Genomic DNA, 20,094 nt, shown 5'->3' with positions numbered 1-20,094 from the left:
GCCTGTCGAGGGGCCGCTCCGCTCCGAACCACTCCCAACGACCCGAAAGGAACCGACGTGAACCGCTCACTCGTCGTCATCCCCACCTACAACGAACTCGACAACCTGCAGCCGATCGTGAACCGCACGCTCGCCGTCGCCGGGGTCGACATCCTCGTCGTCGACGACTCCTCGCCCGACGGCACCGGGTTCCTCGCCGAGCAGCTCGCCGCGCAGCACCCGCAGGTGCACGTGTTCCATCGGGCCGTGAAGGACGGGCTGGGCGGGGCGTACCTCGCGGGCTTCGCCTGGGCGCTCGCCCGCGGCTACGAGGTCATCGTCGAGATGGACGCGGACGGCTCCCACCACCCCGAGGACCTGCCCCGCCTGATCGCGCTCCTCGACGACCACGACCTCGCGCTCGGCTCGCGCTGGGTCCCGGGTGGCGTCGTCGAGAACTGGCCCGCCCACCGGCTCGCGCTGAGTCGCGGCGGCAACCTCTACACGCGACTCGCCCTCGGGATCGGTGTCGCCGACGCGACCGGCGGGTTCCGCGCGTTCCGCAGCGAGGCACTGCGACGCATCGACCTCGCCGACGTCGCGTCGCAGGGGTACTGCTTCCAGGTCGACCTCCTCTGGCGGGCGCTGCAGCGCGGGCTCCGGGTCGTGGAGACGCCCATCGTCTTCACCGAGCGGGTGTCGGGCGAGTCGAAGATGAGCGGCGGCATCGTCTCCGAGTCGCTCAAGAAGGTCACGATGTGGGGCGTGCGTCGCCGTCTGCAGGAGGTCCGTGCGCTGCTGCACGGCCACCCGCTCCCCTCCGTTCGCGTGCTGTCCACCCGCTGAGACCGGGTGGTGCGGGCGGCGACGACCACAGGCTGAGAAGGGCTGCACATCTTCCCAGGTCCTTCCGGTTCCGCCGCCCTCCCCGGAGTCGTAGCGTGAGGGCATGACCAATCCCACGCGCACCCCGCAGCACCCCATCGGTTCCGGCTTCGGCCACTCGAGCACCGCGGCGGAGGTGCTCGAGGGCATCGACCTCACCGGCAAGCTCGCCATCGTCACCGGCGGCTACTCCGGTATCGGCCGCGAGGCCGTCCGTGCCCTGGTCGGCGCGGGTGCCCACGTCATCGTCCCCGCGCGGCGCCCGGAGACCGCTCGCGAGGAGCTCGCCGGCATCGACGGTGTGGAGGTCGACGAACTCGACCTGGCCGATCTCGCGAGCGTCGAGGCGTTCGCCGACCGCTTCCTCGCCACCGGCCGTGGCATCGACCTCGTCATCACGAACGCCGGTGTCATGGCTGCTCCCGAGACGCGTGTCGGTCCCGGCTGGGAACTCCAGTTCGCGACGAACCACCTCGGCCACTTCGCCCTCGTCAACCGTCTCTGGCCCGCCATCGTCAAGGGCGGTTCCTCGCGGGTCGTCGCGCTGTCCTCCAGCGGGCACAAGCGCTCGGGGATCCGCTGGGACGACGTCCAGTTCGAGCACGGCTACGACAAGTGGGAGGCGTACGGGCAGGCGAAGACCGCCAACGCGCTCTTCGCCCTCCAGCTCGACACGCTCGGTGCCGAGGAGGGCGTCCGCGCGTTCTCCGTCCACCCCGGCGGCATCCTCACGCCGCTGCAGCGGCACCTGCCGCGCGAGGAGATGATGGCGCTCGGCTGGGTCGACGCCGACGGCAACCTCCTCGTCTCGGGGTTCAAGTCGCCCGAGCAGGGTGCCGCAACCGAGGTGTGGGCCGCGACCTCGCCGTCGCTCGACGGCCTCGGCGGGGTGTTCTGCGAGGACTGCGACATCGCCGGCCCGGCCGAGACCGCGGTCTCCCCGGCCTCCGGGGTCGCCGACCACGCGACCGATCCGGAGGAGGCGACCCGCCTCTGGGCGCTCTCCGCCGAACTCACCGGGGTCGACGCCTTCGCCGCTCGCGACTGATCGGCCGGCGCCACCCCTTGCAGCCACCCGCCCACGGACCTACCGTGAGAGCGGATCAGCGCGACGATGCGCGAGACGGAGACCGCCCAGGCGGATCTCGGAAGGAGCACCCCATGAGTGACCAGAACGCCGACATCAACAACCCGGGTCCACACGACGAGGCCGTCGACGACGCAGCAGCCGAGCGCGTGGCCTCCACGACGAACCCCGGCCCGCACGTCGCCGCCGACGACCCCGCGGCGAGCGGCGAGGCGGACATCACGAACCCCGGTTCGGAGACCGAACGCGACGCTGCGGCCGAACGTGAGGCGGAGCGCGTCGCGAACATCACCAACCCCGGCGCGAGTTCCTGACCCCTCCCACATCCTGCTTCATTCCCTAACTCAGGAATGCCTCGGCGTGTCGCGCTCTACGCTCGCGGACGGGCGGCGACACGCCACGGGAGTCCTGAGTTAGGGAACCGGGGACGGGGTGGGGGTGGGGGTCGGGCTAGTGGTCGGCACGAGACGGACGCAGGCGCGTCTCCTCGATGTCGAGCATCGTCTGCGCCTCGGCGAGGATGCGCGACGGGTACGCACCGCGGGCCCGGGCGTCGAGGAGCCGCTCGCGCTCGGCCTGCACGACGGCGAGGCGCAGCTGGCGGTAGAGCCGGTGCGGTGTCTCGGCGTGCGTCTCACTCGGGGAGACCGACTCACGCGAGCGTTCCCAGGCGGCTTCCGCCCGGAGGAACGTCGACTGCCGGACGCGTTCGAGGAGATCGGGGTCGATCTCCTCCTCGATGCCGACCGCCGACGCCGGATCCTCCAGCACGCTGATGCCCGCGTAGCTGATCTCGTCGAGGAGGGTCGCGAGCTGTCGGCGGTCCTCGGACTCGTCGATCCCCTGCACCTTGAGCAGGCGGATGAGCCACGGCAGCGTGCCGCCCTGGACGACGAGCGTCACGACGGCGACCGTGAAGGCGATGAGGACGAGCTGTTCGCGGTACGGGGTGCTCTGTGGCAGTGACTGTGCGGCGGCGAGCGTCACGACGCCGCGCATGCCCGACCAGCTGAGGATGACGCCACCCCGCCAGTCGATCTGCTCCAGCCGCAACTGCTCGAGGTCGGCGCGCTGCCGCTCGTAGGCCCGCTCCCGACGCCGCCGTCGATGCCATCGGCGGTTCTGTCTCGGGAACCGTTCCGAGTACCCCATCGACAGCCACCGTTGCAGGGTCTGCCGCTCGGCCCAGCGTTCTCGTGCACGGAGCCCGAGCACGAGCGGACCCACCCACAGGAACCGCAGCGCGATGAGCGCGGCCGTCGCGACGAGACCGATCCCGATGGACTCCTCGACGGACAGGATCTCGGCGTCGACGGCACCGATGAGGGTGCGGATCTCGAGTCCGATGAGGAGGAACACGGCGTTCTCGAGCAGGAACTGGATGGTCCGCCAGTTGATGCGGTCGCTGATCCGCGCCTGCGCCGAGAACGCGGCCGAGCTCGCGTGCCCCGTGTACAGGCCGGCGATGACGACGGCCAGCACGCCGGACCCGCCGAGCGCCTCGGTCGGCATGAACGCCACGAACGGGACGGCGATGGAGATCGCGGTGTCGAGGACGGAGTCGTTGAGCTTCGACCGCAGCCAGACGGTGACGTACCCGGCGATGAAACCGACGATGATCGCGAGGACGACCGCGTAGACGAAGTCACCGACCGTCGCCCACGGCGTGAGCATGCCGCCGGCCGCCGCAGCGCTCGCCGATCGGAGGAGCACGAGCGCGGTCGCGTCGTTCACGAGCCCCTCGCCCTCGAGCACGGTCAGGAGGCGGGGCGGGAGGCCGAGACGGCGTCCGATGGACGTCGCCGCGACCGCGTCGGGTGGGCTGATGATCGCGCCGAGGGCGATCGCGGCCGCGAGGTTGAGGTCGGGCAGCAGGCTGAAGAGGAGGAAGCCGGCACCGAACGCGGTGACGATGACGAGCACGACCGACAGACTCGTGATGGTGGCGAGGTTGCGGCGGAAGTCCATGATCGGGACGCTGATCGCCGCGGCGTAGAGGATCGGCGGCAGGACGACGTCGAGCACCAGTTCCGGTTCGACCTCGATCTCCGGCACACCCGGGAGGTACGAGAGCCCGACACCGACGATCACGAGGATGATCGGTGCGGCGACGCCGAGCTTGCGGGAGAAGGCCGCGACGGCGACGATCACCGCGATGCCGACGACCGCATACACCCCGAGTTCCATAGCGATCAGGCTATCGGTCGCTCGGGTGGCCCCACCCCGACGGCTGTCGTGGGTGTGGGGAGACTATTCGAGCAGGCCCCGGATGTCCTCCGCGGTGAGCGCCTGACTGAAGACCGCGTCGTCGTCGAGGACCGCGGCGAAGAGCTCCGACTTCTTCGCCTGGAGCGCCATCACCTTCTCCTCGATCGTGTCGGCGGCGACCAGTCGGTAGACCATGACGTTCTCCGTCTGGCCGATGCGGTGCGTGCGATCGATGGCCTGCGCCTCCGCGGCAGGGTTCCACCACGGGTCGAGCAGGAAGACGTAGTCCGCCTCGGTGAGGTTGAGGCCGAACCCGCCGGCCTTCAGGCTGATGAGGAAGACGGGCGCGTCACCGGTGCGGAAGCGGTCGATGACCTCACCCCGACGACGGGTGGACCCGTCGAGGTACTCGTACGCGATGCCCTGCTCCTCGAGCCGGCGGGCGGCGGTGCCGAGGAAGCTCGTGAACTGGCTGAAGATGAGCGCCCGGTGCCCCTCGGCGACGACGTCGTCGAGCTGCTCGAGGAGTGCGTCGAGCTTGCTCGATGGGATGCCCGAGTGCTCCTCAGGGTCGATGAGACTCGCGTCGAGGCTCAGCATTCGCAGCAGGGTGAGTGAGCGGAACACGATGAACCGGTTGCGGTCGAGGTCGTCGACGAGTCCGAGGAGCTTCTGCCGTTCGCGCTGGAGGACGAGGTCGTAGAGCTTGCGGTGGGCCGGCGCGAGTTCGATGCGGAGCACCTGCTCCTGCTTCGGCGGCAGTTCAGGTGCGACCATCTCCTTGGTGCGCCGCATGAGCAACGGACGGATCCGCCGGCGGAGGGTCTGCAGCCGACTGGAGTCGAGACCCTTGCCGATCGGCTTGACGTAGTGCTCGGTGAAGCGCGGTGCCGACGCGAACAGCCCCGGCGCGACGATCGACAGCAGCGACCACAGCTCCATGAGCGTGTTCTCGATGGGCGTGCCGGTGATCGCGAGTTTGAACGGTGACCGGAGGTCGACCGCGCACTCGTGCAGCTTGGCGCGGTGGTTCTTCACGAACTGCGCCTCGTCGAGGATGAGCCCCGACCACTCGACCGCCTGGTACGCCGGTGCGTCGAGCCGGAACAGCGCATAGCTCGTGACCACGATGTCGGCGCCCGCCGCGAGGTCCGCGATCGAAGCGCTGCCCTTCGCCTGCGTGGCCGTGATGCTGCGGACGACGAGGCCGGGCACGAAGCGCGTGGCCTCGGCGACCCAGTTGGAGACGACCGACGTCGGGGCGACCACGAGGAACGGCGGCGCCGTGGTCCCGGTCGTCTCGCGCGCGTGGGCGACGAGGGCGAGGGTCTGCAGCGTCTTGCCGAGCCCCATGTCGTCGGCCAGGATGCCGCCGAGTCCGTGCTGCCAGAGGAACGCGAGCCAGCGGAAGCCCTCGACCTGGTATGGCCGGAGGTCGGCGTGGAGTCCCGACGGCAAGGGGGTGTCGGGGACTGCTTCGATCGCGTTGAGTCCGGCTGCGGCCTCGCGCCAGGAGACGGCCTGCTCGGTCTCGTCGGCGAGGTCTTCGAAGTCGGCCCAGAGGCTCGCCTGGTAGCGACTGATGCTCGGCTTCGTCTCCCACTCCTTGAGCGCGGCCGCCTCGGTGAGCAGCTCGCGCAGGCGGTCGAAGGCGGGGTGCTCGAGCGAGAGGTAGGTGTGGTCGACCATGAGCAGCTTGGTGCGCCCCTTCGAGAGGGCCTTGAAGAGGGGCTCGAAGGGGACGCTGTACTCGCCGATGTGGATGACGATCCCGAGGTCGAACCAGTCGCGTTGCTCCGTCTCCACCGTGGTGACCGAGATGTGCGGCGTGCCCGTGAGCTCCCGGTACTCGGGGCGGTCGCCGGACACCTCGACGAGGACGTCGTCGAGCGATTCGAGGACGGGGAGGGTGCGCTCGGTGACGAGTGCCGCGTCGAACTCCGTCAGGACCTGCGGCCTGGGCGGCCAGACGCCCGGAGCGGTGAGCTCGTCGAACGAGCCGGCGGCGAGCGCGCGGCGTTCCGGTTCCGCTGCGGCGGCGATGGCGGCACCGACCCGGTCGAGGATGGCCCGCTCCCCGCGTTCGTCGCGGAGGATCTCCGCGGCAGTAGCTCCGGTGGCGGTGTCGACGGGACCGCCGTGCGGCGCCGTCGACACGAGCGGTCGTCCTGCGGCGAGCGCCGGGGTGCCGCCACCGATCGGGACGCGCTGCGCCGGCGCGTACTGCCAGAACCAGGCGAGGCGCAGGGTCTGCTTCGGTTCGAACGAGGCCGTGAGCACGAGGACGGGCGGCACGATCTCGGGCAGGGTCACGGTGCCGTCCGTCGAACTCAGCGAGATGCTGCGGCGGAGTCGTGGGACGTAGTGCTCGAGGAACTCCGCCACCTCGGCTTCGGGGACGACGACGGGCTCGCCTGGCCCGAGCAGTCCGCGGGCCTCGTCCGTGAGCGGTTCGGCGAGCGGTGCGAGCACGATCGCCTGCTGGGGTTCGAGCGTGTAGTGGTAGAGCCCGTGGTCGCCGAGGGCTCCGCTCGTGGCGGCGTCGACGTCGGTGCCGTCGATCGTCACGACGGATCGGAGGACCACGCCCTCGTCGTCGTGCGCGGCGTCCAGCCGGATGGCGGCTGCGGTGCCGAGGGTGACCGTACCCTTCCGTGTGCCGACGAGTTCGATCCCGAGTTGGGCCGCCTCCTCGAACAGATGCCAGAGGACGGGGCTGCCGAAATCGTCGAGGACGAGCCAGTCGGAGTCGCCGGCGCCGGCGTAGGCACCGGCCGGCGGACGGGTGGCACGCAGGAGCGCCTGGAACTGCGTGAACCACTGCTGGTGCGCCGGATCGAGCGACAGCCGGTGGCCCTGGTGCGTGAACGAGGTCCACGAGATCGTCGACTTCACGAACCCGCCGCCGACCTTCTTGACGACGGGTCGGACGGCGATCCGGCGGGGGTGCCGTGGCTCGGGCGGGCCGTCGGCCGTGCGGGAGGTCGGTCCGCGCCAGCGTTCGGCGGTGCGCGGGATGCTCTCGCGGACCTCGAACTGCAGGCCCATGGCCGTCGGTGCCGGGGCGCGACCGGCGTCGCCGGCGAGGGAGTCGAGTCGGTTCCGCCAGCTGGGAGGTGCCGGCGGGGTCTGCGGACTCGGTGCCCACCGTGCTGCTCGCCGTTCCGCCTCGGGACGCCAGGAGGCCGGGAGGTCGTCGAGCTCGTCGAGGGCGTACATCGGCTGGTGCTCAGCCGGTTCGTCGAGCACGGGGTCGTTGATGGGCGCGGTCCAACGCCGGTCGGAACGCCAGGACGCCTCCTTCCCCGATGGCGGCCGTTGTGGGGCCACCCACCGGTCGGAGCGCCCCTCGGCCCGGAGGTGGGCCGCGTTGCTGTGCAGCAGGGTGGCGACGATGTGCTTGCAGTCACCGCGGAGCGGGCAGGAGCACGCGCTGCCTTCGATCCGGGCGAACCCACCGGTGTCGTCGCCGAGGTCGATGATGCAGGCGTACGGGACATCGGTGGAGCCTTCGACGATCCCGTGGAGCCGACGCTTGTCGGGGTCCCAGTCGGCAGCGGTGACCCGGCCGTCCCTCGCGTAGACCCGGCCGCGGTCGAACGCCACCCGCCCGACGAGCCGGACGAGGTCGGCCACATCGACCAGTGGTGCGGGCTCGGGAGTCATCGCCCCATGGTCTCACGCACGACGGACACCCTTCCCTCGGGCCAGCGCGGTGCGCTGACCCGAGCGCGGGGCTCCCGCGTGAGCGCGCCCCTCCGGAGGGGCGCGCTCACGCCTGTGGGTCGCGGTCGGTCCAGCGCCCCGCGCTGACCACAGCACCGCCCGAGGCACGTCCGGCGGCTCGTAGAATGAAGCAATGACCTCTCTCCCCCACGACGAGCCTGCGAACCACGCTCCCGGCGACGACGCGGGCATCGATCCCACCGATCTCGAGGTCACGCTGCGCGTCCTCCAGACCATGGCGACGATGGACGAGGAGCACCCCGACTACCTGCTGGTGCGCCGCGCCACCGCCAAGATGTTCAAGGCGGTCAAGAAGGAGCGCCGACTCGACCGTCGGGCCCGGATCGCCGACGCCGACCGCGCCGTGATCGCCGCCACCGCGACGGGCGCCCCCGACCGCATCGACGACGAGACGCGAGGCATCCCGCTCGCCACCACCACGACGGCTCCGACCGCCGGCGAGCTGCTGGTGCCGCGCAACTGCTACATCTGCAAGCAGCCGTACACGACCGTCGACGCCTTCTACCACCAGCTCTGCCCGCAGTGCGCGGCGATGAGCCACGCGAAGCGCGACGCCCGCACCGACCTCACCGGCAAGCGCGCCCTCCTCACCGGCGGCCGCGCGAAGATCGGCATGTACATCGCGCTGCGACTCCTGCGCGACGGCGCCCACACCACCATCACGACGCGGTTCCCACGCGACGCCGTCCGCCGGTTCAGCGCGCTCCCCGACAGCGCCGACTGGCTGCACCGCCTGCGCGTCGTCGGCATCGACCTCCGCGACCCGGCCCAGGTCATCGCCCTCGCCGACTCCGTCGCCGAGCAGGGCCCGCTCGACATCCTCATCAACAACGCCGCGCAGACGGTCCGCCGCACGAAGGGCGCCTACCAGCCGCTCGTCGACGCGGAGCTCGCCCCGCTGCCCGACGGCCCACTGCCCGAGCTCGTCACCTTCGGCCACACGAACGACGCGCACCCGCTGTCGCTCGCGGCATCGGTGTCCGCGCACCCGATCCTCGCCGCTGCGGCCGCCAAGGCCGACGCCCTCACCGAAGCGGCCATGACGGCCGGGTCGTCCTCGCTCGAACGCCTCGCCGCCGGCACCGCGATCGACGCCGGCGGACTCGTGCCCGACGTCGACCACAGCAACAGCTGGGTGCAGAACGTCGACCAGGTCGAGCCCATCGAGATGCTCGAGGTCCAGCTCGCGAACGCGACCGCCCCGTTCATCCTCATCAGTCGGTTGCGTGCCTCGATGGCGGCGTCCGACTTCCCGCGCACCTACGTGGTGAACGTCTCCGCGATGGAGGGCGTCTTCGGTCGCGGGTACAAGGGCCCAGGCCACCCGCACACGAACATGGCGAAGGCCGCACTGAACATGCTCACCCGGACGAGCGCGCGGGAGATGTTCGAGACCGACGGCATCCTCATGACGAGCGTCGACACCGGCTGGATCACCGACGAGCGCCCGCACCCGACCAAGGTGCGACTGGCGGAGGAGGGCTTCCACGCCCCACTCGACCTCGTCGACGGTGCGGCGCGGGTGTACGATCCGATCGTCCGCGGCGAGGCCGGCGAGAACCTCTTCGGCGTCTTCCTCAAGGACTACCGCCCGAGCTCCTGGTGAGCTTCGACGCTCGGTCGTGGTCGAGGACCCGGCGATGATCGGTCCGGCGGCCGTCCGCTTCCTCCGCGAGGCACCGCTCGGTTCGCGGGTCGTCGTGCGCTTCGCACTGCCCGAGGGCGCCGAGGCGGGTGCGACCGATGCCCTCGGCGAGCTCGTCGAGCGGACGGAGACGGGCTGCACGGTCGAGACCATGCGCGGGCCGGTCGTGATCGTCGACACCGACGTCATCGCGGCGAAGCCCGTCCCGCCGGCACCGGCACCGCGGGAACGCCGCCGCTCGGCCTAGGCTGGGCCGATGAGCAGCGAAGTCACCCAGGACCCGTCGCCGACGCAGCATCGCGTCGAAGTGACCCTCCGACGTCCCTGGTACGGCGCGTTCCAGCGTCCGACGGTGGTGTTCGACGGGCGCGGCCAGCCGGCGCAGTGGGGCACGGGGAGCTGGCAGGTCGGCGGGATGGACGTCTCCTTCGAGGTCTTCCTCTTCAATCGGGTCTGGCGGTACGGCGCGGCCCGGACAATGTTGACCGCCGGCGTCGACACGTCGCTCGTCTACCACGCCCCGCTCCTGCCGTTCCTCGCCGGTCGGTTCACAGCGAGCTGAGCGGTGGCTCGGAAGCCCGTCGACGGCCGCCCCTAGGCTGGCCGGATCACCCCATCACGCGCGGGCATCGGGAGAACACGGCATGGCGAAACGCACCGGAACGACGGCACCACGGCTCGACCCCGTCCGTCTCATCGGATTGACCGACGGAGACGAGGACGCCCTGGACGCACACGACAGTGTCGAAGGCCTGCGGTTCGCCGACCTCGACCTGTCGCACCGTGACCTCTCGGGCATCACGATCTCCGAGTCCTTGCTCGCGGGTGTTCGAGCCGACCAGACCGACCTCCGGGCGGCGTCGTTCCTCGACACCCGGCTCGAGCGGTGGGACGCGCCCATCCTCCTCGCCCCGCGGAGTCGGCTGCGCGACGTCGAGCTGGAGGGGTCACGGGTCGGTTCCGCCGACTGCTACGACGCGAACTGGCAGTCGGTGCGGGTCACCGGGTGCAAGCTCGGGTTCGTCAACCTGCGGGGTGCTGTGCTGCAGGACGTCCTGTTCGAGGACTGCACGATCGACGAACTCGACCTCGCCGATGCGACGGCCACCCGGGTCCGGTTCGTCGACTGCACCCTCAACAGTCTCGACGTGACGCGGGCGAGGCTCACCGACGTCGACCTTCGGACGCTCGAGTTGCGTCGCATCGCGGGCATCGAGCACCTTCGGGGTGCGACGATGACCCCGTTCCAGGTCGGCGAGCTCGCGGCGATGTTCGCTGAGCAGTTCGGCATCCGAGTCGAGGACTGACCTCCGGGGTCGCGCCAGCGCGGTGCGCTGACGTCACCGCGGGTCTGGCGCGCGGGCGCGGGTCTCCGGAGACCCACGCTCACGCGTGTGCCCCGCGCCCACGCCGGTTCCCCCGCGCTCGCGCCAGCGCACCGCGCTGACGCCCGATCACCCGCGCTCGCGCCAGCGCACCGCGCTGGCACCCGAGCCATCGGCACCTGCTACCTGGGCAGACGGACCCCGATGCGCTCCAGGTGTGCGTTCGAGAAGGTCCCGGCCGGGTCCAACTCCTCGAAGAGGTCTCGCGCGTCGGCCAGCCGCGGCACGACCTCGGCGATGCGCTCGGCCGTCAGCAGGTTGAGCTTGCCCCAGTGCGGGCGGGCACCGAAGGGCGCGAGCGCCTCCTCGATCGCGGGCAGCACGGCCCGAACCTCCTCGGGCAGGTTGCGCCAGGTGAAGTGCACGGCGAGCATCTCCCGGTGGTATGCACCGCTCAGCCAGAGCTTGTCGGGCGCCGCCGTGCGCAGTTCGGTCACGAGCAGCAGCGGGGCGATGCGGTCGCCGAGCGCACGTAGGGCCGTGATCGCGGCGGGTCCGTCGGCGCGGTCGATGAAGTACTCGGTCTGGATCTCGTCGCCGTTGCTCGGCGTCGACTCGAGCCGGAAGTGCGGCAGGCGCTCCCACCAGTCGCCGGGGACACCGCCCTGCAGGGTGAGGTTGTCGGGGTCCGTCTCGACGAGGTTGCCAGCGGTCAGGGAGTCCCGCTGCACACCGAGCCATGACTCCGGGACCACGGGCAGCTCGTCGTCACCAGCGGCCAGGCGGGTCTTCCACCAGATCTGCTCGACGGTGTCACCGAGCCAGTTCGTGAAGATGCTGACGCTGTAGGCACCACCGGTGACGCCCTCGAAGTCGGCGAGGACGGCGTCCCACGGGACGTCACGGTAGACGTCCTGGCGCACGCGGTAGGCGGGCTGCACGTCGACCGTCACGCGCACCACGATGCCGAACGCGCCGAGCCCGACGACGAGGCCGTCGAAACCGGGGTCCCCGCGACGGGCGTGGACGACTTCGCCCGTGGCGTCGACGTACTCGAGACCGCTGACCGCCGAGGACAGGATGCCGTTGTCGTTGCCGGAACCGTGGGTGCCGGTCGCGATCGCGCCGCCGATGGAGATGTGCGGGAGCGAGCCCATGTTGTGGAAGGCGAGGCCCTGTTCGGCGAGCCAGGCGGCGGCGATCCCGTAGCGCGTCCCGGCTCCGATCGTCACCGCGCCGGCGGCCTCGTCGAACACCGGGTCGGCGGGGATGTCGAGCACCGTGATGAGTGTGCCGTCGGAGTCGGCGAGGTCGGTGAACGAGTGTCGGGTGCCGAGGGCGCGGACCCGCGTGCCCGTCCTGGCGGCCTCCGCGACGAGTGCGCGGACCTCGTCGATCGACGTGGCGTTCACGATCCGCGGCGCTGCGAAGGTGTGCGTGCCGGCCCAGTTGCGTTCAAGCGTCATGAGCGCAAGCTTGCCAGAGCCGGGACGACCCGCAGGCGTTCCCGAAACATTTCCGATCAGGCGGACGGGGTGGCGTGCTTGTTCTCGAGCAGGATACCGACGGCGACGAGCACGACGGCACCGAGGAACTGCGCGATGATCCAGGGGATACCGCTGAACGGGAGCGGGAGGACCGGGTTCCACACGATCGCGACGAGCAGCGTCGGGATCATCCAGAGCGGCTGCTTGGCCTGCCAGGCGAACACGGCCATGATGAGCGCGAGGATGCTCACCACGAACAGCACGATCGTGAAGGCGTCGAGCTCGAGCAGCGCGAGGCCGAGCATGAGCGCGACCGCACCCATGATGCCCGGGATGAGCGCCGGGCGAAGGGCGAAGGGTGCGGGTGCGGGGGTCGGACTCGGCATCCCACGAGTTTACGTGGAGCGGCGGGGCGTCGCCGAGCGGTGCGGCACGGCTGATGCGGCACAATCACTGCATGGGCGTTCTCATCTACGGTGCCGGAAGTCACTACGACTTCGACGACCGCGTGCTCGCCCACCTCAGGGCGGCGATCGGGAACAAGCTGCGTCGTCGGGAGTCCTTCTTCGTCGAGTGGACGAAGGGGGCTGTGGACGGCGGTGGGCGGGTGAGCCTCTGGATCACGAGCGACGTCCCGTTGCAGTTCCGGTTCGCGCAGCCAGAGCCGCCGGTCAACCAGGCGTGGGTGCGCGCCCTGCTCGACTCCTCCTACACGCCGGGCGGCATGATGCTGACGCCCGAACCCGGCACGACGACCGCATGATCAGGACCACCCACACCCGATGATGACCGGTCAGTCGGCGTCGTCATCGATGCGCGCGAAGCGCGGTCCCTCGTAGCCGTCGCGTGAGACGGGCTCGACGAACATCGCGAGCGGTCGCACCCACGACGTCGGCGGGGTCGTGGTCGTCCGGTAGAAGACGTACGGCTCCTCGGTCTCGCTGTGGCGTCCGACGCCGATGACCTCGTACCGTGCACCCTTGAAGTGCCGGTAGGTGCCGGGCTCGACGCCGAAGGACTCGCCGTCGTCGGTGCTGGCCGTGCTGTCGTCGCTCATGCCGCGATTCTCACCAGCGGGCGTCGCGGAATCAGTGCCAGCTTCGTCGGCGCGGAGCTCGGACACGTGCCGCACCAGATCCTGCATCTGACGGGGGAACGCCTCGCCGATGTCGACGCCGAACCGGTCGGCGAGCACGAGACAGGACCAGATGGCATCACACAGTTCGTGCTCGAGCTGTTCGAGTCCGATACCGTCGATGCGGCGCGTCCCTTCGAGCGTCATCACGATCTTGGCCAGGTCACCGACGTCGCCGACGAAGCCGAGGGCGACCTCCTGGTTCGTCCACGGACGTCCGATCCGCTTCGTGCTGAGATCGTCGTAGGCGGCGGCGACCTCCATGGCGTGGGCGTTCAGCGTTGCGAAGTCCTGAGTCATCCCCAGAGCCTAGTCAGCGCTGTCGACACCTGTCTCGATTGGAGTTCCGGCGGAGAGGTCCCGGACATACCGGCGGCACACATACACCCGAGCGAAGCGTTCCCTGAGCTCCTGCTCGCGCTCGATGCTTGCATGGACGAATGCGCGGACCGGGCCGCTGAACCCGGGCGGCGTCGTGAACCCCTCGGCATCGTCTCCGTCTTCCAGGTGTACATGCAGGTACTGGAACGTTTCGGAGAAGCCGTTGCGGCGGTACCAGGCGTTCGCTGCCTGGTCCTCGCGGGTCCACGCATCGAGCCTCGTGACACCCGTCTCGACCAGCCGCTCCACAGCTGTTTCGAGGAGAGCTGTGCCGATCCCCGCGCCCTGGTGACTGGGATGCGTCGCGATCGAGTCGATCGTCGCGGCCTCAGCGTCGACACTGACGTCGAGCAAGCCGATCACGCGCCCCTCCCCATCGACCGCGACGAGCCCGAACGACGGTGCAGACACATCCGGGCGGCGAGGCCACACGTCGTCGTAGTACTGGGTCGTCAGAAAAGCGAGCACCCGGCATCGCACCCACGAGGATTCGTCAGACGCCTCGTAGGGCCGGATTGTGACTGCGGGCGAAGCGGACATCGTGACAGGAGAGGGCTGTGCGCGCTGCTCAGGCCGAGCGGAAGTAGTCGGACGCGGCCTTCGTGTAGAGGAGGATCAGGCCGATGACCGCGAGCAGCATGCTGATGATCTGCGTCGCGACGTTGCCGGTGGTGACCATCGCGTAGACGGCGCTGGCGATCGACAGCACGAGGACGATCGTCGTGAGCACCCTCGCCACACTGCTCCCCCGCAGGAGGCCGACACCGACGATGATGGTGATGATCCCGAGGATCAGCGACACGAGGCCGACGACGTTCATCCCCTGGAGGTTGCCGTTCGGCGTGTTCGCGCCGATCATCAGGAGCGCACCGCCGAGGGCACTCAGGAACCCCTGGATCCAGACGATCACCGCGACGATGGTCACTCCCCCTGGTCGTTTCGCCATGCTGCACACCTCTCGTACGTCGTTCGACAATCCCTGATCGGGACCGTCCCCGACTGTAGCCGCGCGCCGACGGGGATCGCCAGGGGTGGTGCGATGGCGTCAGGAGCGGTATCCGGCGAAGTCGGTGAAGCGACCGACCGCGGGTCAATGTCGGGCCGCATGCGTCGGGTCCCACGCACAGCACACTCGGGCCCGCCCGTGGAGGCACTCACCCGGCGGTCGGCACCACGTCCCAGTGCTCGCGGATGAGCTTGTCGTCGACGCGGAAGATGTCCGCTGCCAGAACGGGGTCGTCGGCCTTCGCTCCGACGCACTGCGAGAACGTCCACACGAGGTCGCCGTCGCTCAGCGAGATGACCGACTCCTGCGGCGGGAACGTGGAGGACCCGGAGAAGAACGACTTGAGCGCTGCCGTGCCGTTCGGTGCGACCGGGTTGTGCTGAAGGTAGGCGGGGTCGAACGCTGTGTCGAGGATCGAGACGTCCTGGTCGCGGAACAGCGTGTCGTACGCGCTCACCGCGAACGTCCGGTTCTGCTCCTCCTGCTTCTCCGACGGCGCGACCGCGGGCTTCGCCGGGTTGTAGAGGTCGCTGAACATCGTGTTGGTGTTCCCGCTCGCCGGCGTCCCGGTCGCGATCGGCTGGTCGAACGCCCAGCGCTCCACGACGGCGCCGTCCCGCACCCGGAACAGGTCGACGGCTGCCTCGCCTGTCCGTTCGTCGGCTGGGTCGGAAGCGACCTGGTAGTGTACGGCGACGAGGTCGCCGTCGGCCGCGGTGTGCTTCACGACCGCCTGCGCCCCGGGGACCCGTGTCCGGTCGGCGGTGAACTCGGCGAGGACGCCGCTCGGCCCGCTCTTCTGCCCAGAGCCGTGCGCGACGGCATCGGCCGCGACCAGCTTGTCGGTCGTGGCCACCGCCTTCGAGGAGGCGGGGTCGGGGAAGGCGTCCGTGTACAACTTGAGCACGGCGGCGAGGTTCTTCTGCTCGGTCTTCGAGTCGCTGCGGTCGCCCGTCGAGCCGCCGTCGGCGCTTCCCTTCCGCGCTGATGAGACCGAGGACGACGGATCGGGCACGGCTGCCGAGGTGGCCTGGCACCCCGCAAGGAGTGAGACGCCGGCGAGGACGGCAGCGGTGCGGACGAGCGGGACGACGAGGGCACGTGATCTGATCATGGATTCACTGTGCGACGGTGTTCTGAAGCTCAGGTGAGGTGTCCCTGGGCTTCGCTGGGAATCCGTGTCTTTCAGTTCAACAGCGGTGGAGACCTCCCACAGTCTGGTCTCGCGGCTCGCATCCACTCGCCCCGTTCTCTACCCTGGTTGCAACGACCGTGACATCCGGGGGGGGTGCATCGTGGGCCTGATCCAAGACGTGGGTGGCGGGCTGCTGCTGGCGCTCGGACTCCTGCTCGCCGGGCTGGTGCTCTTCCTCGTTCTCGCGCTGGGCACCCAGTACGTGCGGATGCACCGTCGTCGGCCGCAGGGCAGGCTGGCGCGCGCCGACGCTGAGCTCCGGGCGCAGTTGTCCGAGGACGGCTTCTCCGAGCACGAGGTCGCTGACGCGATCCAGGCGTCCCGGACCCGTGATGATGCCTGATCGATTCGACGAAAGGCTCCGTGCATGCTGAACCGGTACGCGCTCGCTCGTACCCTCGGGGGTCTGCTGGGCCTCGGAGGCGGCTACCTGCTCTGGGAGATGCTCCGGAACGCGATGCTGCTCGAGATCCCCGCTGGTGCGTGGGAAGCGGCGACGGCTTCTGGTGCCTTCGTGTCGCTCCTCGGCATCGCAGGGGTGGCGCTGATCATGACGCCTGGGCTGGTGCTGTCCGCCGTCGCAGAGCAGGCGACGAGGTGGATGTCGCGCTCCTCATCTCGCCGGGCCGGTGTCGAACAGCAACCTTCATCGTGAACGAGGAGTTGCTCTGACGGTCGGTCGTCGGGCAGGGCTAGACGCTCGGCCCGGTCAGCCAGACGATGACGACGATCGTGATGACGACGACCAGGAACCCGATCGCTGCGCGGATGATTCGGCGGCGACTGAACGTGCCCTTCCGCAACGAGTCTCGAGACACGCGGTCCAGATTCGGGAAGATCGCCTGAAACGGCGGCTCAGGCGCTCCTGGTGGGCTCGGAGGTGCCGCTTCCCCTGTCGGCAGATGTGCGTTCCGGTCACGTTCCTCATCGAAGGTCCCCATACTCGACGATAGCGAGCGTCGATAGGGCCTGTATCGAACGAAGCCCCCTCCGTCCCGGTGTTGCTCGGGGATGGAGGGGGCTTCTTCGTGGCGGTACCGGTGGGATTTGAACCCACGGTGCTCTTTCAAGCACACAACTTTTCGAGAGTTGCACCTTCGGCCGCTCGGACACGGTACCGGGGTCGAGTGTAATAGAAGACGAGCGCCGACGCGAATTGAGCGATGCCGGTCATCCACAGGCGGCGCGGAGGGCCGGCGGTGTCGGCGGCCGCGCTTAGGCTGGCCGCATGGCCAAGGCACCCTCCCCCGCATTCCGCTGCACCGAATGCGGCTGGACCACCGCCAAATGGGCCGGCCGCTGCGGCGAATGCCAGCAGTGGGGCACGGTCGTCGAAGCCTCGGCTCCCACCGGTGTCCTCGGCAAGCTGACCCCGATCCGCGCCACGGACGAACGCGCCGCACGCCCTATCACCCAGGCCAGCGCCGACGAGGCACCCCGCTGGTCGAGCGGCATCGCGGAGTTCGACCGAGTGCTCGGCGGCGGCATCGTCCCCGGCGCCGCGATCCTCCTCTCCGGTGAGCCGGGCGTCGGCAAGTCGACCCTGCTGCTCGAGGTCGCGTCCCGCGCGGCGAAGACCGGCGCCCGCGTCCTCTACGTCAGCGCCGAGGAGTCGGTCAGCCAGGTCCGCCTCCGTGCCGAACGCACCGGCGCCCTCCACGACGACCTCTACCTCGCCTCCGAGACCGACCTCGCCACCATCCTCGGCCACATCGACCAGGTGCAACCCAAGCTCCTCATCGTCGACTCCGTCCAGACCGTCTCCTCCTCGCAGTCCGACGGCCTCGCCGGACAACCCGGCCAGGTCCGCGAGGTCTCAGCCGTCCTCACCCGCATCGCCAAGGAACGCGACCTCCCGGTCCTCCTCGTCGGCCACGTCACGAAAGACGGCTCGATCGCCGGCCCCCGGCTCCTCGAGCACCTCGTCGACGTCGTCTGCCAGTTCGAGGGCGACCGCCACACCGCGCTCCGCTTCCTCCGCGCACAGAAGAACCGCTTCGGAGCCACCGACGAGGTTGGCTGCTTCGAGATGGCCGGCGACGGCATCGCCGAGGTCCCCGACCCGAGCGCGCTCTTCCTCAGCCAGAACGAGCCCGTGGCCGGCACCTGCGTCACCATCGTCATGGAAGGCCGTCGCGCCCTGCCCGTCGAAGTCCAGGCCCTCATCAACAAGACGCAGGCGCCGAACCCCCGCCGCGTCACCAACGGCGTCGACCCGTCACGTGTCGCGATGATCCTCGCCGTGCTGCACGGCCGCTACTCCTACGACCTCACCGACCACGACGTCTACATCTCCACCGTCGGCGGCGTGAAGATCAGCGAACCGGCAGCCGACCTCGCGATCGCCCTCGCCCTGGTCTCCGTCATCCGCGACTTGGCCCTCCCCCGCGACCTCGCGGCCTACGGGGAGATCAGCCTCAGCGGCGAAGTGCGTCCGGTGAGCGTCGCGAAGCAGCGCGGCTCGGAAGGCAACCGACTCGGCTACAAGCTGTTGCTGAACTCCGACGTCAGCAACGACCTCAAGTCAGTGTTGGGCATCGCGAAGACCGCAGCCGAGGCTGCACGGCCCGCCCGACGCGAACGCGAGCTCGACGCCGCCTTCTGAGCGCAGCCGCCCACCTGCCTGCTCCAAGAACCAGAGCAGGTGAATGCTGTTCACAACTCCTGCGGACTGGTCCCGCAGTGCCCCAGAACGGGACTTGCCCGCGTCCGGACGACGACCTGCAGGAGTTGCGAACCGCAGACGACGCTGAGAGCGGGACTTGCGGTCGGGGTCGGGCTATTCGGCGGCCGGCGCCTCGAGCTCGAGGACCCGCAGCAGTTCCTCCGGCGACGCCTGCAGCGAGTGCGGACCGGCGACGTCGAAGAGCACCGTCTCGATGTCGTCGCCGTAGGTGCGGAGGAAGCTCGCCAGCCAGGTGCCGTCGTGCAGGCCGACGTAGGGAGGCAGGGCGACCGGCTTGTTCTTCGCGTCGGAGAAGAGGAGCAGCGCGAGCCTCGCGGTCTCGGGCTGACGGAACATCCAGACCTCGCCGGTCTCGGTCGGCTTGTCGGGGTTGCCCGGCTTCATGAGCGGGACGACGAAACGGCCGTTCCGCAACGCGAGTGCCACGGCCACCATGTCGCCGGCGGCGAGGGCCGCGGCCAAGGGCTCGGAACGGAACTCGGGTCGCTTCTGCTTCGCCATGCGTCCATTGTCGCAGGCACCGAGAGTGCACGAAGCGTCGCCTGATCCGCGGACAGCGGACGAAACGAGCACTCTCGGTGACGCGCGAACTCAGTTGAGCAGGAACTGCGCACTGTCGGCGGAGGCGAAGCCGCCGATCGACGTGTTCAGGTGGTACGAGGCGCCAGCGGCGGGCACGGGGTCGCGCGGCTGGTCGCAGGTGTCGGGCGCCGACCGCGTGCGGTCCCAGGTGATCGGCGGGTTCGACGACACCGTCTTCCCCGGCTCGAGCAGGACCTGCTGATCGCTCGGTGCGGTCTGGCAGTCGGTCGACGTCCAGTACGGTTCCTCACCGCTCGAAACGGTGAACACCTGCTGGCTCGTGCCGGCGTTCATCGTGCACGCCGCCGAGCCGGTGTTCGTCACACTGAGCGAGAGCTGCGGCAGTTCATCGGCCGCGAAGCTCGACCCGTTCACGACGGCCTCGACGCGGATCTGATCGGCGGTGCACGCGGCCGCCGAACCGGGGTCGGTGGTCGCGGCCTCATCGATCGGAGCGGTCGTCGACGCTTCCGGCGCGGCTGTCGGCGCGGGGGTCGCGGTGGGCGTCGGCGTGGGCGTCGCGGCGGTGTTCTCGGCGCCCGGACCCGACGCGAGACGGACGATGAGCACGATGACCAGGACGATGACGGCGAGCAGGACGCCGAACACGATCAACCTGCGTCGCCAGTAGACGGCGGGCCGCTCCGGTCCGCGGGGATTCGTGAGGCTCGACATGCTCACAGATTAAGTGCAGTGGCGCGGAAACGCCCGATGCCCCGCCGTCGGTGCGGACCGTGGTCCGACCG

The 20,094-nt window shown here is 69.8% G+C and carries 22 protein-coding genes and 1 tRNA gene; 11 read left to right on the top strand and 12 right to left on the bottom strand.

Annotation, left to right across the window (positions count from 1 at the left end):
* Positions 1–57: 57 nt before the first annotated feature.
* The 3 genes from B9Y95_RS00265 (at position 58) to B9Y95_RS00255 (ending at position 2,265) form a co-directional block, all read left to right on the top strand.
* Positions 58–825: a polyprenol monophosphomannose synthase gene (locus B9Y95_RS00265; protein WP_085510190.1), complete on the top strand. Its 768-nt coding sequence runs from the start codon at positions 58–60 to the stop codon at positions 823–825.
* Positions 826–928: 103 nt separating this feature from the next.
* The gene (locus B9Y95_RS00260) at positions 929–1,912 is read left to right on the top strand and encodes an SDR family NAD(P)-dependent oxidoreductase (protein ID WP_085510189.1); all 984 of its coding nucleotides are present in this window, start codon (positions 929–931) and stop codon (positions 1,910–1,912) included.
* Positions 1,913–2,025: 113 nt separating this feature from the next.
* The gene (locus B9Y95_RS00255; RefSeq protein WP_085510188.1) at positions 2,026–2,265 is read left to right on the top strand and encodes a hypothetical protein; all 240 of its coding nucleotides are present in this window, start codon (positions 2,026–2,028) and stop codon (positions 2,263–2,265) included.
* A gap of 136 nt (positions 2,266–2,401) precedes the next feature.
* Here the strand turns inward: B9Y95_RS00255 and B9Y95_RS00250 are convergent, their stop codons facing one another.
* Both B9Y95_RS00250 and B9Y95_RS00245 read right to left on the bottom strand, forming a co-directional pair.
* A complete protein-coding gene (locus B9Y95_RS00250) occupies positions 2,402–4,138 on the bottom strand; it encodes a cation:proton antiporter (RefSeq protein WP_085510187.1) in 1,737 nt (578 codons plus the stop codon).
* Positions 4,139–4,201: 63 nt separating this feature from the next.
* Positions 4,202–7,825, bottom strand: coding sequence for a DEAD/DEAH box helicase (locus B9Y95_RS00245; RefSeq protein WP_085510186.1), 3,624 nt, complete (start codon positions 7,823–7,825; stop codon positions 4,202–4,204).
* A gap of 193 nt (positions 7,826–8,018) precedes the next feature.
* Between B9Y95_RS00245 and B9Y95_RS00240 the strand changes: the two genes are divergently transcribed.
* The 4 genes from B9Y95_RS00240 to B9Y95_RS00225 all read left to right on the top strand — a co-directional run bounded on the left by B9Y95_RS00240 (position 8,019) and on the right by B9Y95_RS00225 (position 10,858).
* Entirely contained in the window at positions 8,019–9,512 is a 1,494-nt protein-coding gene (locus tag B9Y95_RS00240) for an SDR family NAD(P)-dependent oxidoreductase (protein WP_085510185.1), read from the top strand.
* Positions 9,513–9,546: 34 nt separating this feature from the next.
* On the top strand, positions 9,547–9,798 hold the full coding sequence (locus tag B9Y95_RS00235) for a putative acetyltransferase (protein ID WP_085511002.1): 252 nt from the start codon (positions 9,547–9,549) through the stop codon (positions 9,796–9,798).
* A gap of 9 nt (positions 9,799–9,807) precedes the next feature.
* Positions 9,808–10,113 (top strand): hypothetical protein, encoded by a 306-nt coding sequence (locus B9Y95_RS00230; RefSeq protein WP_085510184.1) that lies wholly within the window; start codon positions 9,808–9,810, stop codon positions 10,111–10,113.
* 82 nt (positions 10,114–10,195) lie between these two features.
* Entirely contained in the window at positions 10,196–10,858 is a 663-nt protein-coding gene (locus tag B9Y95_RS00225; RefSeq protein ID WP_085510183.1) for a pentapeptide repeat-containing protein, read from the top strand.
* Between the two features lie 200 nt (positions 10,859–11,058).
* On the opposite strand, the gene B9Y95_RS00220 is transcribed toward B9Y95_RS00225, so the two are convergent.
* A complete protein-coding gene (locus tag B9Y95_RS00220; RefSeq protein WP_085510182.1) occupies positions 11,059–12,342 on the bottom strand; it encodes an FAD-binding protein in 1,284 nt (427 codons plus the stop codon).
* A gap of 56 nt (positions 12,343–12,398) precedes the next feature.
* Positions 12,399–12,749: a DUF6804 family protein gene (locus B9Y95_RS00215; RefSeq protein WP_085510181.1), complete on the bottom strand. Its 351-nt coding sequence runs from the start codon at positions 12,747–12,749 to the stop codon at positions 12,399–12,401.
* A gap of 71 nt (positions 12,750–12,820) precedes the next feature.
* Here B9Y95_RS00215 and B9Y95_RS00210 point away from each other — a divergent pair, with 71 nt between their 5' ends.
* Positions 12,821–13,126 (top strand): DUF7882 family protein, encoded by a 306-nt coding sequence (locus B9Y95_RS00210; protein ID WP_085510180.1) that lies wholly within the window; start codon positions 12,821–12,823, stop codon positions 13,124–13,126.
* 30 nt (positions 13,127–13,156) lie between these two features.
* Here the strand turns inward: B9Y95_RS00210 and B9Y95_RS20935 are convergent, their stop codons facing one another.
* The 4 genes from B9Y95_RS20935 to B9Y95_RS00185 form a co-directional block, all read right to left on the bottom strand.
* The gene (locus B9Y95_RS20935) at positions 13,157–13,798 is read right to left on the bottom strand and encodes a DUF1653 domain-containing protein (protein WP_234993920.1); all 642 of its coding nucleotides are present in this window, start codon (positions 13,796–13,798) and stop codon (positions 13,157–13,159) included.
* A 9-nt stretch (positions 13,799–13,807) separates the two neighbouring features.
* Entirely contained in the window at positions 13,808–14,419 is a 612-nt protein-coding gene (locus B9Y95_RS00195; protein WP_085510179.1) for a GNAT family N-acetyltransferase, read from the bottom strand.
* A gap of 28 nt (positions 14,420–14,447) precedes the next feature.
* On the bottom strand, positions 14,448–14,825 hold the full coding sequence (locus B9Y95_RS00190; RefSeq protein ID WP_143736284.1) for a hypothetical protein: 378 nt from the start codon (positions 14,823–14,825) through the stop codon (positions 14,448–14,450).
* A 208-nt stretch (positions 14,826–15,033) separates the two neighbouring features.
* Positions 15,034–15,999: a nuclear transport factor 2 family protein gene (locus B9Y95_RS00185; RefSeq protein ID WP_085510177.1), complete on the bottom strand. Its 966-nt coding sequence runs from the start codon at positions 15,997–15,999 to the stop codon at positions 15,034–15,036.
* Positions 16,000–16,180: 181 nt separating this feature from the next.
* Here B9Y95_RS00185 and B9Y95_RS00180 point away from each other — a divergent pair, with 181 nt between their 5' ends.
* Positions 16,181–16,423, top strand: coding sequence for a hypothetical protein (locus B9Y95_RS00180; protein ID WP_085510176.1), 243 nt, complete (start codon positions 16,181–16,183; stop codon positions 16,421–16,423).
* A gap of 24 nt (positions 16,424–16,447) precedes the next feature.
* Entirely contained in the window at positions 16,448–16,735 is a 288-nt protein-coding gene (locus B9Y95_RS00175; protein ID WP_085510175.1) for a hypothetical protein, read from the top strand.
* 37 nt (positions 16,736–16,772) lie between these two features.
* Here B9Y95_RS00175 and B9Y95_RS21060 read toward each other — a convergent pair whose 3' ends face one another.
* Positions 16,773–16,898 carry a hypothetical protein gene (locus B9Y95_RS21060; protein WP_268808490.1) on the bottom strand — a complete coding sequence of 42 codons (126 nt, stop codon included), beginning with the start codon at positions 16,896–16,898 and terminating at the stop codon, positions 16,773–16,775.
* Between the two features lie 211 nt (positions 16,899–17,109).
* A tRNA-Ser gene (locus tag B9Y95_RS00170) sits at positions 17,110–17,199 on the bottom strand.
* Between the two features lie 109 nt (positions 17,200–17,308).
* On the opposite strand from B9Y95_RS00170, the gene radA reads away from it, so the two are divergent.
* On the top strand, positions 17,309–18,685 hold the full coding sequence (radA, locus tag B9Y95_RS00165) for a DNA repair protein RadA (RefSeq protein ID WP_085510174.1): 1,377 nt from the start codon (positions 17,309–17,311) through the stop codon (positions 18,683–18,685).
* Positions 18,686–18,859: 174 nt separating this feature from the next.
* Here the strand turns inward: radA and B9Y95_RS00160 are convergent, their stop codons facing one another.
* Both B9Y95_RS00160 and B9Y95_RS00155 read right to left on the bottom strand, forming a co-directional pair.
* A complete protein-coding gene (locus tag B9Y95_RS00160) occupies positions 18,860–19,267 on the bottom strand; it encodes an SseB family protein (RefSeq protein ID WP_085510173.1) in 408 nt (135 codons plus the stop codon).
* Positions 19,268–19,357: 90 nt separating this feature from the next.
* Positions 19,358–20,023, bottom strand: coding sequence for a hypothetical protein (locus B9Y95_RS00155; protein ID WP_085510172.1), 666 nt, complete (start codon positions 20,021–20,023; stop codon positions 19,358–19,360).
* Between the last annotated feature and the right edge of the window lie 71 nt (positions 20,024–20,094).

The organism is Plantibacter flavus (genome assembly GCF_900177615.1).
In the GTDB taxonomy this organism is placed as follows: domain Bacteria; phylum Actinomycetota; class Actinomycetes; order Actinomycetales; family Microbacteriaceae; genus Plantibacter; species Plantibacter flavus.
The sequence above is the reverse complement of the archived record's forward strand: the minus strand, read 5'-3'. Positions and strand labels throughout refer to the sequence as shown.